The sequence below is a fragment of the Clostridium sp. cel8 genome, from assembly GCF_014050525.1.
Taxonomy (GTDB): domain Bacteria; phylum Bacillota; class Clostridia; order Clostridiales; family Clostridiaceae; genus Clostridium_B.
In genome coordinates, this window is record NZ_JACGAG010000003.1 from 222,070 (window position 1) to 247,297 (window position 25,228).

24 protein-coding genes are annotated in these 25,228 nt (G+C 29.9%); 3 read left to right on the forward strand and 21 right to left on the reverse strand.

The features are described 5' to 3' along the window. Positions 1–24: 24 nt before the first annotated feature. The 12 genes from H2684_RS04860 to mraZ all read right to left on the reverse strand — a co-directional run bounded on the left by H2684_RS04860 (position 25) and on the right by mraZ (position 12,137). Complete coding sequence (locus H2684_RS04860; protein ID WP_182088273.1) at positions 25–756, reverse strand: DUF881 domain-containing protein; 732 nt, start codon at positions 754–756, stop codon at positions 25–27. A gap of 10 nt (positions 757–766) precedes the next feature. Next, entirely contained in the window at positions 767–1,111 is a 345-nt protein-coding gene (locus tag H2684_RS04865) for a small basic family protein (protein ID WP_182088274.1), read from the reverse strand. Positions 1,112–1,131: 20 nt separating this feature from the next. After that, entirely contained in the window at positions 1,132–1,863 is a 732-nt protein-coding gene (locus H2684_RS04870) for a DUF881 domain-containing protein (RefSeq protein ID WP_182088275.1), read from the reverse strand. Between the two features lie 12 nt (positions 1,864–1,875). Further along, the gene (locus H2684_RS04875; RefSeq protein WP_182088276.1) at positions 1,876–2,649 is read right to left on the reverse strand and encodes an FtsQ-type POTRA domain-containing protein; all 774 of its coding nucleotides are present in this window, start codon (positions 2,647–2,649) and stop codon (positions 1,876–1,878) included. Between the two features lie 208 nt (positions 2,650–2,857). Beyond that, positions 2,858–3,985 (reverse strand): stage V sporulation protein E, encoded by a 1,128-nt coding sequence (gene spoVE / locus H2684_RS04880; protein ID WP_182088277.1) that lies wholly within the window; start codon positions 3,983–3,985, stop codon positions 2,858–2,860. Between the two features lie 73 nt (positions 3,986–4,058). Then, positions 4,059–5,012, reverse strand: a complete 954-nt coding sequence (mraY, locus tag H2684_RS04885; RefSeq protein WP_182088278.1) for a phospho-N-acetylmuramoyl-pentapeptide-transferase — start codon at positions 5,010–5,012, stop codon at positions 4,059–4,061. 33 nt (positions 5,013–5,045) lie between these two features. Continuing rightward, positions 5,046–6,449, reverse strand: coding sequence for a UDP-N-acetylmuramoyl-tripeptide--D-alanyl-D-alanine ligase (gene murF / locus H2684_RS04890; RefSeq protein ID WP_182088279.1), 1,404 nt, complete (start codon positions 6,447–6,449; stop codon positions 5,046–5,048). Between the two features lie 3 nt (positions 6,450–6,452). Further along, positions 6,453–7,919, reverse strand: coding sequence for a UDP-N-acetylmuramoyl-L-alanyl-D-glutamate--2,6-diaminopimelate ligase (locus tag H2684_RS04895; RefSeq protein WP_182088280.1), 1,467 nt, complete (start codon positions 7,917–7,919; stop codon positions 6,453–6,455). A 127-nt stretch (positions 7,920–8,046) separates the two neighbouring features. Further along, a complete protein-coding gene (locus H2684_RS04900; RefSeq protein ID WP_182088281.1) occupies positions 8,047–10,236 on the reverse strand; it encodes a stage V sporulation protein D in 2,190 nt (729 codons plus the stop codon). 6 nt (positions 10,237–10,242) lie between these two features. Then, entirely contained in the window at positions 10,243–10,710 is a 468-nt protein-coding gene (locus H2684_RS04905; RefSeq protein WP_207719378.1) for a septum formation initiator family protein, read from the reverse strand. A 36-nt stretch (positions 10,711–10,746) separates the two neighbouring features. Further along, positions 10,747–11,676 carry a 16S rRNA (cytosine(1402)-N(4))-methyltransferase RsmH gene (rsmH, locus tag H2684_RS04910; protein WP_182088283.1) on the reverse strand — a complete coding sequence of 310 codons (930 nt, stop codon included), beginning with the start codon at positions 11,674–11,676 and terminating at the stop codon, positions 10,747–10,749. A gap of 32 nt (positions 11,677–11,708) precedes the next feature. Further along, positions 11,709–12,137, reverse strand: coding sequence for a division/cell wall cluster transcriptional repressor MraZ (mraZ, locus tag H2684_RS04915; protein ID WP_182088284.1), 429 nt, complete (start codon positions 12,135–12,137; stop codon positions 11,709–11,711). 278 nt (positions 12,138–12,415) lie between these two features. On the opposite strand from mraZ, the gene ychF reads away from it, so the two are divergent. Continuing rightward, the gene (gene ychF, locus H2684_RS04920) at positions 12,416–13,516 is read left to right on the forward strand and encodes a redox-regulated ATPase YchF (protein ID WP_182088285.1); all 1,101 of its coding nucleotides are present in this window, start codon (positions 12,416–12,418) and stop codon (positions 13,514–13,516) included. A gap of 72 nt (positions 13,517–13,588) precedes the next feature. Here ychF and H2684_RS04925 read toward each other — a convergent pair whose 3' ends face one another. Then, a complete protein-coding gene (locus H2684_RS04925; protein ID WP_182088286.1) occupies positions 13,589–15,901 on the reverse strand; it encodes an AAA family ATPase in 2,313 nt (770 codons plus the stop codon). Positions 15,902–16,111: 210 nt separating this feature from the next. Between H2684_RS04925 and H2684_RS04930 the strand changes: the two genes are divergently transcribed. Next, positions 16,112–16,519 (forward strand): hypothetical protein, encoded by a 408-nt coding sequence (locus H2684_RS04930; RefSeq protein WP_182088287.1) that lies wholly within the window; start codon positions 16,112–16,114, stop codon positions 16,517–16,519. A 33-nt stretch (positions 16,520–16,552) separates the two neighbouring features. Here H2684_RS04930 and H2684_RS04935 read toward each other — a convergent pair whose 3' ends face one another. After that, positions 16,553–19,120, reverse strand: a complete 2,568-nt coding sequence (locus H2684_RS04935) for a calcium-translocating P-type ATPase, PMCA-type (RefSeq protein WP_347707521.1) — start codon at positions 19,118–19,120, stop codon at positions 16,553–16,555. A gap of 231 nt (positions 19,121–19,351) precedes the next feature. Here H2684_RS04935 and H2684_RS04940 point away from each other — a divergent pair, with 231 nt between their 5' ends. Then, on the forward strand, positions 19,352–21,001 hold the full coding sequence (locus tag H2684_RS04940; RefSeq protein WP_182088289.1) for a putative manganese-dependent inorganic diphosphatase: 1,650 nt from the start codon (positions 19,352–19,354) through the stop codon (positions 20,999–21,001). 40 nt (positions 21,002–21,041) lie between these two features. Here the strand turns inward: H2684_RS04940 and H2684_RS04945 are convergent, their stop codons facing one another. The 7 genes from H2684_RS04945 to H2684_RS04975 form a co-directional block, all read right to left on the reverse strand. Continuing rightward, positions 21,042–21,476, reverse strand: a complete 435-nt coding sequence (locus H2684_RS04945) for a hypothetical protein (protein ID WP_182088290.1) — start codon at positions 21,474–21,476, stop codon at positions 21,042–21,044. A gap of 80 nt (positions 21,477–21,556) precedes the next feature. Then, on the reverse strand, positions 21,557–22,330 hold the full coding sequence (locus H2684_RS04950) for a flagellar hook-basal body complex protein (RefSeq protein WP_182088291.1): 774 nt from the start codon (positions 22,328–22,330) through the stop codon (positions 21,557–21,559). Positions 22,331–22,345: 15 nt separating this feature from the next. Beyond that, positions 22,346–23,122 carry a flagellar hook-basal body complex protein gene (locus H2684_RS04955; RefSeq protein ID WP_182088292.1) on the reverse strand — a complete coding sequence of 259 codons (777 nt, stop codon included), beginning with the start codon at positions 23,120–23,122 and terminating at the stop codon, positions 22,346–22,348. Further along, entirely contained in the window at positions 23,119–23,283 is a 165-nt protein-coding gene (locus H2684_RS04960) for a hypothetical protein (RefSeq protein ID WP_182088293.1), read from the reverse strand. The genes H2684_RS04955 and H2684_RS04960 overlap by 4 nt, the downstream gene beginning before the upstream one ends. Before the next feature lie 38 nt (positions 23,284–23,321). Continuing rightward, entirely contained in the window at positions 23,322–23,795 is a 474-nt protein-coding gene (locus H2684_RS04965) for a hypothetical protein (protein ID WP_182088294.1), read from the reverse strand. A 16-nt stretch (positions 23,796–23,811) separates the two neighbouring features. Continuing rightward, positions 23,812–24,540 carry a FliA/WhiG family RNA polymerase sigma factor gene (locus tag H2684_RS04970; protein WP_182088295.1) on the reverse strand — a complete coding sequence of 243 codons (729 nt, stop codon included), beginning with the start codon at positions 24,538–24,540 and terminating at the stop codon, positions 23,812–23,814. A gap of 6 nt (positions 24,541–24,546) precedes the next feature. Beyond that, complete coding sequence (locus H2684_RS04975; RefSeq protein ID WP_182088296.1) at positions 24,547–25,218, reverse strand: flagellar brake domain-containing protein; 672 nt, start codon at positions 25,216–25,218, stop codon at positions 24,547–24,549. Between the last annotated feature and the right edge of the window lie 10 nt (positions 25,219–25,228).

Here is a 25,228-nt window from a genome sequence, read left to right on the forward strand (position 1 = left end):
AATAAAAAAATAGATAATTATATATTAATTGATTTCTTTCATAAACTTAATATTATAATTTCCATTATAAGCAGATATTTTTATGTCTTCCATCATCTCTACATTTACTACTGTCTTTCTAGTTATCATAATCTTTAAATAATTCTCATCAGACATCATATAATTATAAAGCACTTCTTTATTTCCTATAGCATAAATTAAAAATGGAGATGCTATTTTAACTTCATTCACTCTGAGAAATGGTCCACTACAATATACCTCAGATGTGTCAACTATTCTATGTCCATTTATAGATATAGCTTCAGCGCCTGCATTGTTTAAGTCATTTATAATCTGAATTATATCCGTATTGTGAACAATTCTCATCTGTTTTAAAAAAAAATCCATAGAGTCAGTTATTTTTCCATCACTTAATGTTATTTTCAATCCCTGACCATGTACAGCAGTTTTACCAAGTATAATCTTGTTTTGTTCCAATTCTTTATTTATATTTGCCTTTACTTGAACTTCATTTTTATCATTATTTTCATATTTTTTTAATTTTTCGGAGTAATCTTTATATTGTTCCATATCCTCTAATATATCATTTCGAAGCTTATTTTTATAACTATAGGCTTTTTGGTATTGTTCCCAATTTAAAAAAACATTTTTTTTATCACTATCGCTACCTTTAAAAATCGATATATTCATAGAAATAAGTATTCCAATTGTGCAAAATGCTATAAATATAAATATATTTGCTTCATTATTCCTCATTAATTACACCTCATTGCTTGTGCGATTTTGCCTTTTCAAGCAACAGACGCCTTATTATAGCAAAATTATCAAATATTCTTCCTCCAAAAACTACAACTGCTGCTAAATATATTGGAACTCCAAGTTTATCTCCTAAATATGCAAGCGCTACTGCTAAAACTGCATTTCCAAAAAAACCAGATATAAAAATATCCGCTTTAAAATTCTTAGAAAGACTAGCTCTAATGGCCCCAAACACTGAGTCCAAACATGCCAAAATAGCCACAGACATATATGGCGAAAATTTATCCGGAATACTCACATTCCAAACCACACCAACAATTATTCCCAATATAAGTCCTATAAATCCTATCATTTATACAATCACTCCTAAAATTAATCTTCAACTGGCTCAGCATATTTGAAATCATATGTCTTTTGATACTTCTTTATGTATATATCGTCCTGTTTTTCAAATTTTATATCAGCTAAATTCTTAAAATCAGCAAAAACTTCTGGAAAACTCATATCGCTATAGAGAAGATTTTCATCTCCTATGGCTTTAATTACAATTTCTCTAGTTGGTGAAATTTTTTCATCATCATTTATAAATATATAATTTCCCGCTGTTCTTATTCCAGTTCTACCAACAATTCTTATATCGTTTATAGATATTGCTTCTGCACCTGCAAATCTCAATTCATTTACTAAATACACAAGATGTTTATCAGTTATTGTATCAGATACATTACTTGTTAAATCATTACCAAATGTTTTGTTATTAGGGGTAATATTTATAACTATTCCAGGCCCTTCAACATCAGTTTCACCAGTAAGCATTCTAGTTTCTTCAAGCTCATTTAATAAATTTTTTGTAGCAACACTCTTACTAGCTGCCGAATCTTCATAGCTCTTTATCTTCGACTGAAGATCATTTATCTTATTTTCAAGTTCAGTTTTTTCTTTTTCATATCTTTGTATTTCAACAGTAATATCTGTATCATTATTGCTTCCAATCAAACTTAAAGTACTATCTTGTTTCATAAGTACTTTAAATTGATAGGCAACCATAAATCCTAAAATCAGGCATACTATAAAAACACTTATATGAGCACTAATCTTGTGCATACCGTTAACCTCCTACTTACTATCAATAAAAAATACAGGATTACTTTTGAATCTGACATCTACATAACCTTCTGCATTGTTTAACTTTTCCTGTTCTATTATGTTCAAAGCTTTATTTAGTTTATCTCTCATATTATCATAACTGCCAAGCTTTATATACATTTTATTTTTATATGCCTTTATATCAAGTGAATTTGAAACATCTACTAAATTGATACCAAAAGAAGTGCTGCTTTGTTCAATTAAATTACCAATCTCCTTAATTGCCGTAACTTTCTTTGTGTCAACATTTTTTATTGTATCTCCAATTTTGCAGTTTCCAATATCTATACCCTTTAACTGTACTAGTTTCATATTAGATATGCTTTTTTTCTTCTCAAGCAATACTGCATTCTTATCTATTATGCAAAATAAGTCGTCAGATTTTATATAATATACGGCATTTCTCTCTTTTATATTTATAACTATAGTAGAGGGAAGTTTTCTCTCAATTGTCACACTTTCAACATATGGATTTTCCATTATTGAGCTTTTTGATTCATTTAAATTTATGTAAAATATATTGTTTCCCTTGTATATTTTAGAAATACTCTTAATTTCACTATCTTGTATATTTTTATTGCCATAAACTACAATTTTATTAATATTAAAGTAAGGAAGCTTTACAGCTAATATGCAAAGAACAGCTAAAAGGAATATAAAAAATAAGCTTCCCTTTTTTATTCTATTTCTCTTTCTTCTTCTTAGTATTAGTTCATTGTCTGTTTTAGCTAACTTACTACTCATATATACACCAACTCATAATAAATTTATCAGTATCATCTTTTAACACTATCTATATTAACACTTAATAAAATTAATTTCATCAAATTTAACATTAATTTTATGTATATTTTTTATTACGCGTTTATTAACTGAAATCACAAATAACACTGCATAAATTTGCAGTGTTACTTTCAAAATACATGAAGTTTATAGAATAAACCAATTTATTTTAAATTGAGTAACTTTTATTTTGCCGAGAAATATTTAGGAGAACACCCATAGCAATCATATTGAAAAGTAGTGAAGATCCTCCATAACTTATAAATGGAAGTGGAACTCCCGTTACAGGCATTGATCCTGTTACAACTGCTATATTTATTATAGCTTGAATTGCTATTACAGAAGTTATTCCTGTAGCTAAAATAGTACCATAAACATCTTTCGCTTTTATTGCAGTTACAATTCCTCGCCATATTAGAATTATAAAAAGTGATATTATTATAACACATCCTATAAGTCCAAGTTCCTCTCCTATTATAGAAAATATAAAATCAGTATGAGGCTCTGGTATGTAGTAACACTTTTGCCTTGACCTTCCAAGACCTACTCCCCATATCCCGCCTGACCCCATTGCTAAAAGGGACTGTATAAGTTGATATCCACTTCCTTTTGGATCGGCCCACGGATTCAAAAAGCTAGTAAATCTCTTCATTCTATATGGTTCAAAAATTATTCCTGCAACTCCTCCTATAAATACGAACATCATAACTCCAATTATGTGAGTAATTTTAGCTCCTGAAGCATATAGTACAATAAGTGTAACTATCATAATTATAGCAGCTATACTTAAGTTTTTCTCCGCCAATACAAGTGCTGCATAAAATCCTGATACGAGGAGATAGGGAAGTACACCATATAAAAAACTTTCTATTTTTCTGCCACCTTTTGTTTCTATACTCTTTGCCATATAAAGCACAATTATATATTTTGCTATTTCCGAAGGTTGAAGCCCTATAGGGCCAAATTGTATCCATCTCTGTGCGCCATTTGTAGCCGGAAAAGCGAATACTATAAGTAAAAGTATTATACTACCCATCATAAGATACTTTGTTGGTTTTTTTATTCTGTGATAATCAAATTTTATTGCAAAAAACATAAGAATTGTTCCAAGTATTGCCCATAATCCCTGTCTTTTTAAATAATACATACTATCTTGTATGTTCTTATCAAAAAAACACATATATGAACTAGCACTATATACCATAACAACACCAATGGCTATAAGCAACATTATAGTTGAAAATAGTATAAAATCTATTGACCCTTTAGGCTCCACTTTCTTATTTAATTTATACATACATATAATCCTCCTACCCTATTACTACAGTGGGCACATATGAAATGCAGAAACAATTACTACCACAAACCCTCTAAAGTGATAGAAATCCTAGCAAACAAAGTATAACCGTAATTATACAAAACATGGAAACCACCTTTGTTTCATGCCAGCCTGAAAGTTCAAAATGATGATGTATTGGACTCATTTTAAATACCCTCCTACCAGTAAGTTTGAAACTCGCAACCTGAATTATTACGGATAGTGTTTCCAAAACATATATTCCACCAACTATTATAACCAATAATTCCAATTTTAATACCATTGCTATAAATGCAATTGCCCCTCCAAGAGCAAGTGAACCTGTATCCCCCATAAATACTTGTGCGGGAAATACATTATATCTCAAAAATCCAAGTAGTGAACCTGCTATAACCGCACAAAATATTGAAAGAGTACCATGTGCCATAGCAAAACTTACAATTGCAAAAAATGTTACTACAGGCAATGTAACAGAACTGACAAGTCCATCTAATCCATCTGTTAGATTAACAGCATTTGTAACTGCTGCAAAGAAAAACACTATAAAAGGTATGTACATCATTCCTAAATCTATACTTCTATTAGCAAATGGAATTATTATACTTGTACCTATATTTGGATTTTCCATGCAATAGTATGCAAATGGAACAGCTAAAACAATTAACATAATCATCTTCTGATAAGCCCTTAATCCTAAGTTGTTCTTTTTGTATATCTTAAGTCCATCATCTAGTGCACCTATTATTCCAAAACCTACAAAAGCATATAAAGCTATCATCGCTTCATTAGTTGGGCTTTTTACTATTACAAGCATTGTTATAATAGATGCCAGGATAAACATTATTCCTCCCATAGTTGGAGTACCTGCTTTTTTCTTATGGCTCTTTGGTCCTTCTTCTCTTTCACTTTGTCCAAATTTTAATCTATGCAATACTGGAATGAGTATCTTTCCAAGTAGAATTGTAATAAAAAACGACATCAATACGGGATAAATTAATATATACATATATGTACTCTTTTAAAAGAGTAGTTTCACCTCCTAATTATTTATGCTCTCTTTCAATTTTGAAACTATATCCTCAAATTTCATAGATCTTGAAGCTTTCACAAGGACTACATCACCTTTAGAAAGGCAATTTTTCAAAAGAAAATCTACTGCACTATCGTAGTCTTTAAATGTCAAAACCTTACCTCTATTTTTTGATGTATGAAAGCTTTCAAATCCAGCCTTATAATCTTCTGTATATTTTCCAAGAGCAACCAGAAAGTCCACATTTTTTTCACATGCATATCTCCCAACTTTCCTATGAAATTCACCTGAATTTTCTCCAAGTTCATTCATTGTTCCAAGTATTGCTATTTTCTTTTTTCCCTTTAAATTTGCAAGCACATCAATTGCAGCAATCATAGAATCTGGATTTGCATTGTATGAATCATTTATTATAGTAAATCTTTTACCTTTTATAGTTTCAAGCCTCATCTTAGTAGTTTTTAAATTTAAAAGTCCTCTTCTTATTTCATCATAGCTCATATTAAAAATTCTTCCAGCCATTACTGCAAATAGACAATTTAAAACACTGTGCTTTCCTGGAACTTGAGCTGTTATCTTTTCTTCTGTTATCCTGTTGTTTTCTTTTATATAGAATTCAACTGAATCCTCCATAAGTTTTATATTAAAAGCTGAAATATTTGATTTTTCTTTAATAGAAACCTTCCTTATCTTATAGGAATCACTTGTTACTTTAGATAGCATATCATTGTCTATATTTATAATAAGAGTATTCTTTTCTGAAAAAAAATCAGTTATCTCCATCTTTGCTTTCAATATATTTTCCCTTGATTTTAATTTTCCAATATGTGCAGTACCTACATTAGTTATAATTGCAATATCTGGCCTTGCAGCCTTTGCCATATTATGTATCTCTCCAAGTCCATTCATTCCCATTTCAAGAACTGCAATATCATAACTATTGTCCAGTTTAAATATCATTTTAGGAAGTCCTATTTCATTATTAAAATTTCCTTCTGTTTTAAACACCTTGAATTTGGAACTAAGTGCAGCTGCTACTAAATCCTTTGTAGATGTTTTACCAACTGACCCTGTAATTCCTATTACTTTTAAATCAAGTATACTTCTATAAAACTCTGCAAGATCAAGAAGAGCCTTTCTTGTATTTTCAACTTGAATTATAGTAGTAGTATTCTTTATTTCACTTTCAACATACTTCACTTCATCTACTATACATATTGAAGCGCCTTTTTCACTTGCTTGCTTTACATAGTTGTTCCCATTGAATTTTTCACCTTTAAGAGCAATAAATATATCCTTTTCTTCTATTTCTCTAGTATCAGAATTAACTTTGTTAAAACCATTATAAATTCCTTTAAGTATTACCTTGCCATTTACTGCATTTACAATTTCTTCAAAACTCATGTATTCCAAGGATTACACTCCCTTTTTCTCATTTTTAAGTTCTTTAACAATATCATCTACTATTTCTCTTTCATCAAAATGTATTGTTCTATCTTTTAGTATTTGATAATCTTCATGCCCCTTTCCTGCTATTACTATTACATCCCCTTGTTTTGCAATCTCCATAGCTTTCTTTATTGCTTCTCTTCTATTTTCAATTACAATATAATTATCCGTTTTAATTCCAGATACTACTTCATCTATTATATGCATAGGATCTTCAGTCCTTGGATTATCAGATGTGATTATTGCAAAATCAGAAAGTTTTGTGCCAATATTTCCCATTATAGGCCTCTTTGTATTATCTCTGTCACCTCCACATCCATATACAGCTATAAGTCTTCCCTTTGTAAACTCTCTTACAGTTTTAAGTATATTTTCGAGTCCATCTGGTGTATGAGCATAATCAACTATAACTTCATATCCCAAATTGTATTTCTGTGTAACTATTTCACATCTTCCAGGTACAGAAAGCATCTTTTCAAGTCCTGATTTTATAGTATCCATGCTTATACCTTCATTTATACAGGCTCCTATACTTCCAAGCGCATTCATAACATTATATTTTCCTGGTATATTTAAATTTATATGCTTCTTTTCTCCTTTATATGTTAAATCAAAATCAACTCCTCTAGAGTGCATATTCAAATTACTTGCTTTTAAATCTGCACTTTTCTCTATTGCATAAGTTATTTTATTTCCCTTTGCATCCTCATAAATTCTACTACCATAAGTATCATCTATATTCACTATTGAATTCAATGTATTTTGAAATAAAATAAGTTTTGCCTTGTAGTAATTTTCAAAAGTCTTATGAAAATCAAGGTGATCACGAGTAAGATTTGTAAAAACTGCCTCAGAAAACTTTACGCCATACACTCTATCAAGATATAGAGAATGTGATGATGTTTCCATTACACAGTAGTCAACTTTAGAATCCACCATATCTTTAAACAATTTTTGAAGCTCCAAAGATTCAGGAGTAGTTCTATCAGAATGAAGTTTTCTATCTCCTATGTAATTTGCAATAGTTCCTACAATTCCAACTTTATATCCTGCTTCTTCCAAAATAGATTTTATCATAAATGTACATGTAGTTTTCCCATTAGTTCCAGTAACACCTATAACTTTCATTTTAGATGAAGGATTGCCATAATAATTTGAAGACATCACAGATAGTGCCTTTCTACTATCTTTTACTTTTATAACTGTACAATCAGGTAAATTTTTTAAATTTTCACTACATACTATTACAGCCGCACCATTTTTGTAGGCACTTTCAACATACTTATGACCATCAGTTTTATACCCTTTAATGCACACAAATAGATCTCCATTTTTTACTTTTCTTGAATCATACTGAATTTCCCCTACATCAATATTCTCATTTCCTTTAATAACTTCATAATCTACACCAAAAAATATATCACTTAATTTCAAAACAATCACTCCTCAATTTACCTGTTATATTCAACCATAATTATTATACACATATATTGGTACAAATCAAACAGATTTAAAGTTATTGGCATGCAATACACCTTTTAGTGTCACTGCATGCCTAAATTTAATCTCCAAGTATCTCAGTATGAATATCTACAGTTGTTCCCTTTTCAACTTCACTACCTGGTTTCACACTTTGAGTATCCGCTATTCCATTGCCATCAAACTGTGCTTTAAGGCCCAAACTATTAAATGCACTTATTACATCATCTTTATTCATTCCACTAACATCTGGAACTGTTACAACCTTGTTGTAGTCTTTACTTTTAGATGTATATAAAATTACTTTACTTCCTTCTTTAATAGTATAACCAGGTTTAGGGCTCATATCTACTACATAATCACCTTTTTTATCTGATTCAGGTGCCAAATTCATCTTTTTAAGCATTTCTTCTGCATCTGTAACTTTCATTCCACGAACATCTGGTATTACAATATTTTTTAACATATCATTTTCTACTTTATCAGAACTTGCATCGCTTTTCATAGCAAGATAATTAAATATATCCATAAACAATTTTCTTGCTGCAGGAGCAGCTGTCTGGGCTGCATAGTAATTTGAAGGGTCCGGCTCATCTATTGACACAAGAAGCGTTATCTTAGGATTACTAGAAGGTGCCATTCCAGCAAAAGAGGATATATATTTACCAGACTGATAGCCTCCTACTCCAGCCTTTTGTGCAGTTCCAGTTTTACCTGCTATATGATACCCATCTATAAAAGCATTTTTACCTCCACCTTCTGAAACTACTGTTTCTAAATACTTTCTAAGTTGTGCAGCTTTAGCTGAATCCACAATCTTTTTCTTATTTCCTGAAATATCATATTTTTCATCAATTACTTCTTTACTTTGACTTTCATCATAATATCCTATTTCTCTCATTAAATGAGGTGTTATAAGGTATCCTCCATTTGCAACTGCATTAAATGCCTGTAAATACTGCACCATAGTTACTGTATTTGCCTGCCCAAATGAAATTGTAGCCAAATCTATATCACTTATATCACTTGTCTTCTTTATAATTCCGCTTGCTTCTCCCGGAAGATCAATTCCAGTTTTTTCTCCAAATCCAAATTTGTGTATATACTCATTGAGCTTATCCTTTCCTATCATCTTACCAAGCATTGCAAACCCAACGTTACAGGAGTTTTTCAATATATCTGGGAATTTTTGTGTACCATGACCAGTTGATTTCCAACAATGTATTGTCCTATTTCCTATAGTTATACTTCCATCACATTCAAAACTATCTTTACTTACATCAACAGAATTGGTTTCAAGTGCAGTATCCGCTGTTATTACTTTAAATATGGACCCAGGTTCAAAAGTATCACTTACTGCTCTATTTCTCCAACTCTTTTGAAGCTCATCATAGGATTTTCCATTAACCCAGGGATCATTTGGATTGTAGTCAGGTTTATTTGTCATAGCTAAAACTTCACCGTTATTAGGATTCATAACAACTATACTTACAGCCTTTGCTTTATTATCTTTAAGCACCTCCTCTGCTGTCTTTTCTGCAAAATGCTGTATCATACTGTCAATTGTAAGTTCTACATCTTTTCCATCTATTGGCTTTGTAAACTCTGATATAGTATATGGAAGATCCTTGCTCTTATTGTCAGTTTCTGCTATTCTTCTGCCTGGAGTACCTGAAAGTACTTTATTGTAATAAAGTTCTATTCCAGTAAGTCCTACACCATCAGAATTAGTGTGTCCAAGGACATGGGAGAGAAAATTGTTATTTGGATAATATCTCTTAGTATCTCCTGAAACTAAAACTCCATTTAAATTCAAATTTCTAACTTTATCAGCTTCAGTTTTTTCAATCCTTCTCTTTAAAGTTGCAGATGCAAGTGGGAGTCCTCCTGGAAGACTTTTGTTCAATATTTTTAGAACCTCACTTTTATCCATAGAAACAGCCGAAGATAACATTGTGGCAACTTGATCTTTAGACAACTTTTTTTCCTTCATAGTATCTCTCAAGGCATTCATATCAAGATCAACTCTGTACACATTTGCACTTACTGCCAATTCATTGCCATTTCTATCAAGTATTCTTCCTCTTTTAGCATCGATTTTGACATCACTAGTCCATTGAGCCACAGCCATAGCTTTAAATTTAGGTGACCTATAAACCATTATGTAAAACATCCTGGTACACAGTAGGAAAAAAGCTATAAAAAGGAAAGCAAATACTACTACCATCCTCTTCCTAACTATAACTCCATCCCTGTATTTATTTTTATGCAACTACCTCTACCTCCATTTGAATTGCTTTAGCACATCTAAGATACCACTAAATTTATCAGTATCTTTATCAGAGGTTTCTTGTTTTACAATCTTATTGTTTAAATTCACATATACTGCTGAACTCTTTTTAGTTTGTACCATATTAAGCTTATTTATTGCTTTATCTTCTATATACTCTATATTATTGTATTTCATAAGGTCTATTTTAAGATTTTCATTTTCCCTTTTTATTTTATTAATTCTATTTTGTATAGAATTATACTCCATTTGCATATTGTATATAATACAATATCTAGTTATAAGTGTAACTCCTACTATAAATACAAGTGCAATATTTCTCATTGTCTTTATCTTATGCTTAACATACTTTTTTCTATTTCTTTTTACAACCTTTTTTTTCTTTTTAGATGTCCTATTTGTTTCATATTCAGCTTCCATTGCATTATTGCCATTTACAATTTTGTTACTATTCATCACTATCACTTTATTCACCCCACCCAAACTTTAGAACTAAATTTTCTCTGCAGTTCTGAGTTTAGCACTCCTGCTTCTAGTATTTTTCTCTTTTTCTTCCTCATTAGGCTCTATAGGTTTCTTATTTATAATTTTTATAATTGGAACTTTTCCACATACACATACAGGAAAATCCGGAGGACATGTACATGGGTTTTCCAGTTGTCTGAATTTAACTTTCACTTTTCTATCCTCAAGAGAATGAAAAGTTATTACAGCTATTCTACCTCCAACTTTAAGTCTATCTATAGCATCATCTAATGCATTATCAAGTATTCTAAGTTCGCTATTTACTTCTATCCTTATGGCTTGAAAAGTTTTCTTTGCTGGATGCCCATTTTTTTGGAATTTCATTGGCACCGCTTTTTTTATTATATCTACAAGTTCAAATGTAGTTTTTATAGGAGATTTTTCTCTTTCTTCCACTATACATTTTGCTATTCTCCTTGCAAACCTGTCTTCTCCATAGTTTCTTATGACTCTCTGTATATCTTCCATCTTATAGTTATTAACTACATCATATGCACTTAAAACTTGATCCCTATTCATTCTCATATCAAGTGGTGCATCTTTCATATAACTAAAACCTCTCTCTGCCTTATCTAATTGATAAGAAGACACTCCAAGATCCATTAAAATTCCATCCACTTTTTCAATATTTAAATCGTCCAATATATTCTTTATATTATAAAAGTTATCATGAACATAAATAACATTATCATATTCCTTTAATCTTTCCTTGGAAGCATTTATTGCCTCTATGTCCTGATCGATCCCTATAAGTGTTCCTTTTTTATCAAGTCTTTTTAGTATTTCAGATGAATGACCTCCACCTCCCAAAGTACAATCTATGTATATTCCATTTTTCTTTATATCAAGTTTTTCTATAGTTTCTTTCAAAAGCACTGGTACATGTTTAAATTTCATAAAGTAAATCCTCCACTTAAGTCAATTAAAATTTATATTCCAAGTTGCTCCATTTGCTCTGCTATACTGTCAAAGTCAATATTTGAATCATTGTACTCCATCCAATTATCTTTGCTCCATATTTCAATTCTATTTGATACTCCAATACTTACTACTTCTTTATTTATAGATGCATATTCTAAAAGAGGCTGTGGAATTAAAACTCTTCCCTGTTTATCTGTATTTAATTCATTTGCTCCAGAGAAAAAAAATCTTACAAAAGCTCTAGCACTTTTATTAGTAAGTGGTAGCTTTTCTAGCTTTTCCTCCAATACATGCCACTGTTCTTTGGTGTAAACATAAAGGCATTTATCAAGACCTTTTGTTATTATAAAATCTCTTCCAAGGCCATCTCTAAATTTTGAGGGTATAATTATTCTATTTTTACTGTCCAAAGAATGTTCATATTCACCTATAAACACTATTACACCCTTCCTTTATATTTTACTCCACTTTACACCACATTAAACCACTAATTTATTTATTCTATAAATATATAAAAACTCCTTCAAATTTATAAGATTTTAATATTTTTTTTAAATCCATTAAATTTAAATATTTTTTAATTCCAATAAATAAAAATTATGTATCATAATTACACAAATTTTCAGATGACCCTATTTTATTGAAATAGCCTACTTTGTAGAGTATAATTTAAAATGAATTTTATTATAGATATATAGGAAGGGAATGTACATAGATGAAACTTGGAATTGTAGGTTTGCCAAATGTAGGTAAAAGTACTTTATTTAATGCAATAACACAAGCAGGTGCAGAATCTGCTAATTATCCTTTTTGTACTATAGAGCCAAATGTAGGAGTAGTAAGTGTACCAGACAAAAGGCTTGATACACTTGAAAAAATGTATAACTCTCAAAAAAAAGTTTATACTGCCATAGAATTTTACGACATAGCAGGTCTTGTAAAAGGCGCCAGCAAAGGTGAAGGACTTGGAAATAAATTTTTATCCCATATCCGTGAAGTTGAAGCCATAGTTCATGTGGTAAGGTGTTTTGAAGATGAGAATATAGTTCATGTAGATGGATCAATAGATCCAATACGCGATATAGAAACAATAAACTTAGAACTCATATTCTCAGACATAGAAGTAATGGACAGAAAAATAGAGAAGATAGCTAAACTTGCAAAAAGTGGTGCAGACAAAAGTGCAAAAGCAGAATATGAACTCATGTTAAAAGTAAAAAAACATTTGGAAGATGGAAAACCAGTAAGAACACTAGAACTTACAGAAGAGGAAAAAAATATAGTAAAGGGTTATTTCCTGCTTACTACAAAACCTGTACTATATGTTGCCAACATATCTGAAGATGATTTGATTTCAAATAACACAAATAATAAATTTGTACAAAAAGTAAAAGAATATGCAAAATCAGAAAATGCAGAAGTTGTAACTATATCTGCTAAAATTGAAGAAGAGCTATCAACTCTTGATAAAGATGAGAAATCAGAAATGCTTAAAGAATATGGACTAAATGAAGCAGGACTTGATAAGTTAATAAATGCAAGTTACAAACTTTTAGGTCTTATAAGCTTTTTAACTGCTGGAGTAAAGGAAGTAAGAGCTTGGACAATAAAAAATGGTACAAAGGCTCCACAGGCAGCAGGTAAAATACACTCAGACATGGAAAAAGGTTTTATACGCGCAGAGATAATATCCTATGATAAACTTATAGAATCTGGCTCAGAAGCCGCAGCAAAAGAACAGGGATATTTTAGACTTGAAGGAAAAGACTATGTAATGAAAGACGGAGACGTTGTAAATTTTAGGTTCAATGTGTAATTTATTTTTAATTTTAAATGAGTATAGACAAGGATTCTTCAATCTATACTCATTTATAAATTGATTTATTTTCTAATTATGCTTCTTGTGTCTTTCCTGTTTTATTTCATATTTTCTACACTCTCTTTTTGCTCTATTTATTATATCATCATAATCCATCCTATTATCACCCATTAAAATCTGAGCAGCATCTCCAACTGTTTTCATTGTATATATATGAAAATTTCCCTTACTAATTTCATCTTCAACTTCATTTTTTAATGCAATACTTGTCTTATTAGCCTCAGGAATAATTATACCTTTTTTATTTGCATCTCCAACTATTTTACATATATCAAAAAATCCCTCTATCTTTTCATTTACGCCTCCTACAGGTTGAACTTCTCCAAATTGATTTATTGAACCTGTAACAGCTATATTCTGCCTTATTTTTATCTTTGAAATAGATGATATTATTGCTAAAACTTCAGCTACAGATGCACTATCTCCATCAACGCTTCCATAGATTTGTTCAAAACTTATGTGAAAATTTACAGGAAGATTACTATATCCACCAATTAGATTATTTATATATCCACTTATTGTATTTATAGCCTTATTGTGTATTTTACCTGACAAATTACTTTCTCTCTGTACATCAATTATATGTCCATCTCCCTTAACACAAGAACATGTAATTTTTATAGGCCTTCCAAAACTAAAATAACCAGTATCTAAAATAGACAGTACATTTATCTGACCTATCTTTTTTCCTTCTATATCTATAAATATCTGTTTTTGTCTATATCCTTCATGAACCTGCTTCTCTATAAGGTCCCCGCTGTATACAGCATTTTCTATATCCTGAACTTCTATATAATCAGAATCTTTTTCCCTTGCACTATTATCTGAAATTATAAGCATCTTTTCCAATTCATAATCATCAATATATAACTTATTTCTATTTTCAGCTTTTCTTGATAGAAACTTTGCAATTTCCCTAAGTCCTTCATCTGTAATTGGCCTAAGGTTCTGTTTTTTGCAAATATATATTACCTTTTTTAAAAATGATTCTTTAGTATAATCGTCTATATCAACAATGTATTTATATTCTGCCTTTATTTTAAACACCTTTTTAAAATCTGGATCATAATTATACATAATATTATAGGTGTTATAATCACCTATAAGTATGACTTTTTCATTAAATTTTATAGGTTCTGGTTTAAGTCCATTTAAAGACAATATCTCCATATATCCTCTTTTATAATCAAGATTAACTTTTCCACTAAGAAGAGCCTTTTTTAAATAGTAATATGCCTTTGGATTACTTAAAAGATTATTGATTCTCAGTATAAGACATCCACCATTAGATTTCAATATTGAACCTGGTTTTATAAGACTTATATCCGTTACATAACTTCCATCTTTATTCTCATACTCTATATTTCCAAGTAAATTTATAACACTTGGATCCTCTTCATATATAACAGGTGGCTTTTTTCTTCCACTATTATCAATCATTATATTTACAGAATATTTAAATATTATTTCCTTTATTAGTTTTTCATCATTTTCATAGCTTATAGAATATATTTCTCGAATTTTCTTCTCAATATTTTTGCAAATATAATCTAAATATTCAATTGCAGATTCATTTGTGCTAAATTCATTTCTATACTCTTTTTTTATGTCTTTTGTTTTAATTTCATAATATTTATCCATAATTATCTTTATCTTTTCAGTTTCACTTGTTTCTATTTTCTTCAATTCATCTAGTACATTATTTGAACTCTTTTTGAGAATACTCACTTTATCCATAATATTTTGCTTTTCTTCTGGACTTAAAAGATCATATTCTTCTTCACTCATTGATTTTCCATCAGTTTTAACAGGAATAAATATAAAACCATCTTGAGCAGCTTTTAATGTAAAATTCTTACTTTTAGCTAAATCCATTATTTTGTTTATAAGTTCATTTTTTTTATTATTTATACTATCTATTATTAAATCCTTTCCTTCATAAGAACCATTGTAAAATTCAAATGTAATTTTATAATAGAACATCTTTATTTTTTCTACTATTGACTTAAGTTTTTTACCATATCCAGCTTTCAAAAACAATGGTTTTGGTGTTTTTATATTATCATAAACTACATAGCATATATCATAAAGTTCCTTATTTTTCATATTACTATATATATAATTTTTTATATTTTTTATTTTATCTTTTGAAAAATCATCTATGATATAGATATTATAACCTTCCTTATCTATATTGAGTCCTACTTTAATCTTTCTATATATATCCTCATATTCTATGCTATAATTTTTTTTATTATCTAAATTTATATCTTTTATATCAAAATCATAAACTATTTCTTCTGGCCTTAGTTCTCTTATCATTTTCAAGCCTCCTTCAACTAAACACATCATAGATCTCTTTTACTACCTTAATATATTAATATTCTTAAAAATATATTTAGGAACAGAAATGTTACAACTTATAAGGAATACATATATATTTTAAAAACATATATACTATGTTATAATATAATAAATTACTATGGAATAAATTATTATTTATAAAATAATATAATAAAGGAGTTAATATACATGGGTCTTAAAGATAAAATATCGCAATACTATACAAAATCCTATTTTAAAAAATATGGTGATAGAATAACTCAATTACAGGGAACTGTAGTATCCATAAAAACAGAAAAAAAGTCTATACTTTGGATATTTAATAAATTAGTAGTAACTATTCTTGTAAAACCTGAGAGAAGCCGAAGAATATCAAAATGTATTTATAAAAGAAATAGATGGTTTAAAAAGCCTACATTTATTCCTATAAATCAAGGAAATTTAGTACTAATTCAAGGATTAAAAGGTAAACGTGGCAAAAAAAATAGAGAACAAATTGAACTTATAAATGTACGAAACATGACTACAAAACGTGACTTAATTCCTATGGAAGGAAAAATGCCAAGAATTCAAAGAAAAATTGAAAGATATAGATAAAGGCGGGATTAGAAATTCTAATCCCCCTTTATTTTACTTAAAGTATAGATATAAACTGTTTATAAGTGCTATTATACCTGAAAAGAATACTACAACTCCCCACTGTATAAAATTAAGTGCAGATGTATGAAAAACAGTCTGTAAAAATGGAATGTAACATATAGACAAAATCATACATATTGATGCTGATATCGCTCCTAAAAGATATATATTACTAAATAGATTTATTTCAAATATAGAGTGCTTTTCAGACCTACATTCAAATACATGTACAAGCTGTGACATTACAAGTGTAGCAAGTGCCATTGTCCTTGCAGTTTTAATTCCAAAGCCCATATATTGTCCTAATACAAATGAAAACACAGTACATGTACCAATTAGAGAACCCCTAACAACTATCTTTTCTGTAAGTCCCCTTGCAAATATACTTTCATTTTTCTTCCTTGGCTTTTCTTTCATTATGTCCCCTTCAGCTGGGTCAACTCCTAAAGCTATAGCTGGAAGTCCGTCTGTTGCTAAATTTACCATTAGTATCTGTATTGGAAGAAGTGGTATTGCTAAATTGAAAGCCGATGCAAGAAACATAGTCAAAACCTCTCCTAAATTACATGACAAAAGATATCTTATAAACTTTCTTATATTGTTGTATATTACCCTTCCTTCTTCTACTGCAGAAACTATAGTTGCAAAATTATCATCTAAAAGTATCATAGATGATGATTCCTTTGTAACATCTGTTCCAGATATGCCCATACATATTCCTATATCAGCCTCTTTTACAGCTGGTGCATCATTTACTCCATCTCCAGTCATTGCAACAACTTTATTTTTTGACTTAAATGCTTTTACTATCCTAAGCTTATGTCTTGGCGTAACTCTTGCAAATATTACCTTATCCTCTACTACTTTCATAAGCTCCTTATCTGATAACTTATCAAGTTCTTCTCCAGTTATCACTTGATTTTGAGAGTTACATATACTAAGTTCCTTTCCTATTGCAAAAGCTGTATTTTTATGATCTCCTGTTATCATAATAGGCTTTATTCCAGCCATTTTGCATTTTAGTACTGCATCTTTTGCCTCTTTTCTTGGAGGATCAATAATACCTGCAATTCCTACAAAAATTAGATTGTCTTCAAGTGACTTTCCCTTAACTAAGTTCTTATCCTTATAAGCACCTGCTATACATCTTAGAGCATTAAATGACATATTCTCTATTGCCCTTAATATCTTATTTCTTTCATTTAAAGTTAAAATTCTCACATGTCCTCTATCTAATATATATTTACATCTCTTTATTACTCTTTCAGGTGCTCCTTTTACACATCCTATTTCTTTTGATCCATCCCTTACTATAACTGACATCATCTTTCTATCTGAATCAAAAGGTATAGTGTAGATTCTTGAAGATTTACTTAAAAAATTTTTAAAACTTTTTGTATCTTTAAAATAGGCTTTTATAAGGGCAGTTTCAGTAGGATCCCCCATCAAACTATCTGATATATCCTTTTTATCTATATCAAAATTACAATCATTACAATATGTAAAAATCTTTTTAAGCATAATATTTTCAGGTATCCTATCACTATCTACTTTGTACATTCTCCCATTAAAATACATTGCCTTTACCGTCATTTTATTTTCAGTAAGGGTTCCTGTCTTATCGCTGCATATTATAGAAGTACAACCAAGAGTTTCAACAGCAGGTAGTTTTCTTACCAATGCATTTCTCTTAAGCATTCTAGATACTCCAAGAGCAAGTGCAACTGTAACTATAGCTGTTAAACTCTCTGGTATAGCTGCAACTGCAAGACTAACTCCTAAAAGAAACATCTCATATTTATCCTCTCCTCTTAGTATCCCAGTAATAGTAACTATGGCACAAACTACAAGACACAGTACTACAAGTACCTTACCTAGATTATTTAGTTTCTCTTTAAGAGGAGATCTATCCTTTTCTATGTTTTCAAGCATACCTGCAATTTTTCCCATTTCAGTATTCATTCCAATGCCTGTAACTCTAGCTTTTCCTGAACCTTTAATCACTATAGTACCCATGTAAATTGAATTCTCATTTTTTTTAAAGCTCTTCTTTACTCCTGTTGATTCACCTGTTAAAAGGGATTCGTCCATCATAATATCCCTTCCATCACAAATTATACAATCAGCTGGTACTTTATCCCCACTTTCAACTACTATCAAATCTCCAACTACTAAATTTTCTGCATTTATCACCTTTACTTTTCCATCTCTTATAACCTTTGAAGTAGGTGATGCCATATTTTTTAATGCTTCTAAAGATCTTTCAGTTTTAAATTCCTGTATAAATCCAAGGAAGGCATTCATAATCACTATTATGATTATTGTAATAGCATCAGCTTTTTCACCCATAAACCCAGAAATAATTGTAGCTACAATTAATATCCAAGTTATAAAATCATTGAATTGAGATAAAAATATCTTAAAAGGAGATACCTTTTTCTTTTTTTCCAATGCATTAGGCCCATATTTATTTAACCTTCTATGTGCTTCAGCTTCAGTTAAACCACTTTCAAATTCCCTTTCATTAATCACTTTGCATACCTCCATGTGCTTATTTATCTTTGTATTTATTAATGTATATGCAAAAGTCCATATATATTATTCTAGTAATATATAAATTGGCTTAACTGGTTATAAATATATACTTTTTCAGGACAATTTTTATTAACAAACTGGAACTATGCTATATAATAATATATAATAGTATATATTATAAGTTTGATTATTAAATTTAAACTATGTTATACTGAATTTCTTAGTATACACAAAATGTTAGGAGGAAAATGAAAAATGAAGGACGTAGTGTATATAACAGGACACAAAAATCCTGATACTGATTCCATATGCTCATCAATTGCATATGCAGAATTCAAAAATAAAACTGGAACAAATGCAATTCCAATAAGGCAGGGAGAACCAAGTAGAGAAACGCAATTTGTCCTTGACTATTTTGGTGTAAAACCTCAAAAATTAATGACTACTGTTAAAACACAAATAGCAGATCTAGATTTTGATAAGGTAAATCCAATATCACCACAGACTTCACTTAAAACAGCTTGGGCAATGATAAGAAAGAACAGTGTAAAAACCCTTCCAGTAGTTGATGATGAAGACAAATTAATAGGTATTGCTTCTCAGTCAAATATAACTTCATCATATATGGATATATGGGATAGTAATGTAATTCAAAAAAGTGGTACATCACTTGACAATATACTTGATACACTGTCTGCTAAGTGCATATACGATTCAAAAGACAATACAAAATTGAAAGGCAAAGTAATTGTTGCTGCAATGCAACCTGAAAGCATAGATAAAGTAATAGAAGAAGGTGACATTGTAATATGTGGAGATAGACTCGACAGCCAAAGTGCAATACTTAAATCCAATGCATCTCTTATGATACTTACAGGGAATCACGAAGTTTCACCTGAAATCGTAGAAGAGGCAAAAAAAGTTAAATGCTCAATAATTGTTACTCCATATGATACTTTTACTGCAGCAAGACTTATACCTCAAAGTATACCTATAAGTTATGTAATGAAAAAAGAAGGAATTGTATATTTTAAAACTTATGATTTTCTAGATGATGTAAGAGAAGTAATGCTTGAAACAAGATATAGAAGCTATCCTGTAGTTGATGAAAACAATAGAGTAGTTGGAAATATATCAAGATATCATCTTATATCAAAGAATAAGAAAAAAGTAATACTTGTAGATCACAACGAGAAAGCACAATCTGTAAATGGTCTTGAAGATGCAGAAATAGTTGAAATACTTGATCATCATAGAGTAGGAGATATACAAACAGGTTCAGCAATTTACTTTAGAAATGAGCCTGTAGGTTGCACTGGTACAATAGTTGGTTCAAGATTCTTTGAAAATGGAATAAGACCATCTAAAAAGGTAGCAGGTCTTTTATGTGGAGCTATCATTTCTGATACTCTTCTTTTCAGATCACCTACATCAACTGAAACAGATAAAATTATGCTAAATAGACTTGCTTCAATAGCTGACATAGATCCTGAAAAATTTGCAAGTAAATTATTTAAAGCTGCTTCTTCATTAGAAGGTAAAACTCCAGAGGAAATACTAAAACAAGATTTTAAAGTATTTAATCTCCAAGGAATAAAAGTAGGAGTTTCCCAAATTTCCACAATGGATCCTGAAAGCTTTTCTCCAGCAAGAGAAAGTGTAACAAAGCTTATGGAGTCAATGTGTAAAAACCAAGGCTTTGGACTTATGATATTTATGATAACTGATATATTAAAAAAAGGATCAGAACTTATATCTATAGGTAAATACAAAGACGTTATATCTAACATGTTCAACGTGAAGTTAGTTAATAATAGTGCTTATGTTCCTGGAGTTCTATCAAGAAAGAAGCAAGTAATTCCACCACTTACTAATGCAATTAGCAAAATAGATATAAATGAATAAAATAAATCCGAAGATACATAAATAGTATCTTCGGATTTATTTAATCCCTTATTTCACTTATGTCTACAGTTTTCATTCTCAAATCCTGAAAATTCTCTGGAAACTCATCTTCTAAAGTTTCGTTTATAGAGCTATCCTCTCTGTAAGTTTTATCCTTACAGGATTTATTTATATCACTATATCCTCTACTCTTTTTATTAACCAACTCATCTTCATCTTTACCTTTAAAATTGTAATCAGAATTTGAAACATTTTTATTCATTTCTTGTCTTGGAAATGGATATGTTACTTTCTGCCTATAATCAGCAGGCACGCAAGGCATATATGGCGGTATTATTCCTTGATTCATCATATAATAATTTTGCATCATATAGGGGTCAACAGAAAATACAACCGGCATGGAAGGATATAAAAAAGGCATACCATAGTATTCATATGGTGTATAGTCATATCCGGAATTTGGATATCTGTACATATAAAACTCCTCCTAAAATATTAAATCAGTATATTATATGTAACTAAAGCCTATAAGTTTACTATTATTTTATTGTATACCTATCTTCTCATGTTATTTATTAATTCCCACATATCATCTGATGTAGTTAAAGCTTTTGAATTCAACTCAAAAGCTCTCTGAGAAAGTATCATGTCAGTCATTTCCTTACTAAGATCAACATTTGATTCTTCAAGCATTCCTTGATATATTGAAGCATCATTATTTTCATATATCTGTGCTCCATTTTTTGGATAATACAAGTTATTTCCTATAGATATCATTGAATCATCACCTATTACATTGTATACACTTATTTTTCCATAGGATATAGTATCATCTCCGCTTTTTACATATATATTCCCATATCTATCAACTGTAAAATTGTCAGCTGTAGGTTTTACTTCTCCACCTTCATCATTAATCTCTATATTTACCTTATTTCCATTGCTGTCTACTAAAGTTCCATTTCTATCAAAGTTAAAATTCCCTGCCCTTTCATAGGCTACTTCTCCATTTGGAAGTGTAACTCTAAAAAAGCCTTCGCCATCAATTGCTAAATCTGTTTTCTGTCCAGTTTCAGTAATATTACCTTCCTGTGTATTTCTTATATTCTCCGTGATTTTCGTTCCAGTACCACTTTCAAGTGCTGTATCGGAATTTGGATTTACAGGGTACCCATTTCTTTTTAAAGTTTCATATACTAAATCCTGAAAATTTGCATTTTCTGATTTATAGCCCACTGTATTTACATTTGCTATATTATTTGATATAATATTTAATTTATCTTGCTGTGCATTCATTGCACTTACACTATTCCATATAGCTCTAAGCATAATTAAACTTACCTCCTATACTCTTCCAACCTGGTTTATGAGTTTATCTAAAGTTTCATCTATTGACTGTACTGCCTTTTGATTTGTTTCAAAGGATCTCATAGTAGTAATCATATCAGACATGGCTTTTATTATATTTACATTAGAACTTTCAAGAGAATTCTGCCTTACAGTTACATTTGACATCTGAGCTCCTGTTCCACTGTACAAATTATCTCCAACCTTTGTTAAATTATTATAATCATTAAAATCAACTGTATTCAACTTATACCTTGGAATTCCATTTATACTTATGTTTCCCTGAGTATCACATACAATTTTACCATTTCCAACATTTATAGTACCATTTACACCAGTTTGAATGTCTGTTCCAAGTACGGCATCACCTGCATCATCTACAAGAATTCCATTTATATTAACATGAAAGTGTCCATTTCTCGTATAGTATATATTATTTTGATTTCCCTCCTGCCTCAATACAGAAAAGAATCCTCTACCATCAATTGCAAAATCTGTCTGTACTCCTGTATCTTTAATAGTTCCACTACTAAACTCCGTATTTACTCCATTTATACCACTTCCAAGACTTACACTTCCTATAACATTCCTAACATTTTTGCCTCCAACTACTTTATCATAATTTTGAAGGAGCATTTCTTTAAAGTCACCTACTGAAACGGTATCTTGCTTAAATCCAACTGTATTAGCATTTGCAATATTATTTGTCAATACATCCTGTTTAGCTTCTTGGGTTATCATACCTGAAACTGCTGTATAAAAACTTCTAATCATTTCTTACCTCCATTATCACTTTTTATAACTTTCATATCACTAGGATATTGCATTCCAAGACTTCTTGCCTTCTGCTCTATTTGACTTTTACTCATTTGATACTGAAATTTCACTCCAAGCATTACAAAAGTTGCAAATATTATGCCTATTCCTATTCCCATAAGTACTTTTCTATCACTTAAAAGATCTACTATTTTACTTATTTTATGTATAATTGTTTTATTAATATCAATTCCCCCTTACCTATTCCTGTCTTTTTTGATATTTCATCTATGGGTAAATTGTTATCAATCATATGCTTTATTTCATCTATTTTAATATCATTATAATTTTCAAATTTATTTTCCTCTTCATTTCCTTCAAAGTCATCTTTTCCATTTTCAATCTTATCTTTTTTAATTTCACTTTTTCCAATTTTATTTTCTTCAATTTGTACTTGTACATTATTATGATTATTGTAATTTTTCTTTAAATCTTCTATTTCTTCTTGAATCTCAAAAATTGTTTTTCCAAATTCCTCTCTTATCTTTCCTATTTCTAATTCAACATCTTCCATAGACTTTTTTTTAAAATCAAGCTGACTTTTAAAACTCTCTTTTTCTCTAAGTACAGCCTTAGCATTAAATACTATAAGTATTATTCCCATTAAAAAAAGTACAAAGACTTCTACCATTAAACAAAATTCTCCTTTAAACTGTATATTTCAACTTTGTCATAGCTTTTCTAAGATGCATAATTGCCCTACTGTGAAGTTGGCATACTCTTGACTCAGACACATTTAAAATATTTCCTATTTTTTTTAGAGTAAGTCCTTCATAATAATAAAGTGTCAATACTAAATTGTCTTTTTCATTTAATAACTTAAGGGCCTTACTCAAATATTCCAACTCTTCTTTCTCTTCTAATACCTTTTCAGGGCTTGGACTTTTATCATCCTCTATAATCCCCATAACTGGTATATCATCTTCTCCTGAAAATATCAAATTTTCTAGAGATACCACAGATATATAGTTTATATAATTTTCAACTTCAACTATATCTTTAGTAGAAATATTAAGCTTTTCACATATCTCAGAAGTTGTAGGTTCTCTTCCCAATTCTTTTTGCAAAGTTTCTACAGCACGATTATATCTATTAAGCTTATCTACAGCACCTTTTGAAATAGGACTATTCTTTCTAAGTTCATCTATCATAGAACCCTTTATACGAATAGAAGCATAAGTTGAAAATTTCATTCCCCGACTTTTATCAAATTTATTTATGGCATCTATAAGTCCAACTATTCCATAGCTTACAAGGTCTTCATATTCTATATATTTAGTTTTTCCTATTATAACCCTTGAAGCAATATACTTTACAAGGGGAATATATCTTTTTACAATTTCCTCCTTTATATTGGATTTATTCGATATAGCCATTATTACTTACTCCCCTTTCGATTTTTTTTTCATCTGTTCTCTCATAATTTTGAAAACCAATGATATTATTTTATCCCTACTACTTTCATCAAGATCAACAAAAGATACTCCGCAGATTATTCTATGTGTCTGAACGTTATTATCAATTCTAACTATTTTCCCCTTTACTGCTATATTTCCATTATTAACTGGTATACTTACCATAATAATATCGCCATACCTAAGTCCATCTTCATCCTTAGGATCAATTGATAACTTCATTCCACCTCCACTTATATCTAACGACATGGCATTGAAAAAGTGTATTTGAGAGTCTAAATGTCTTGCATCCTTTGTCTGAGGAACTAAAGTACATAACACATCTTCAACAAAACTAACTCTTACAAAATTTCTTCTTTGATAAATATTAAGCTTATCTGGCTTTTTTATTTCTATTATCAAAATTCTATCTACTTTTCTTGAAATTACAACTGTATTGAACATGTATGTCTTATTTTTATATAAGTATATACATTTAATTTTTTCACCTTTGTGCAAAGGTAAATATTTCCCATTATTTACAGGAATACTTATACCTAAAGTATTTTCTCCTACATCTTGAATATTACTTTTATAAATTCCATCTTCCATTTCAATTTCAATTTTACCATTTATAAGAAACTCAACTCCATAGTTCATACACCCATCT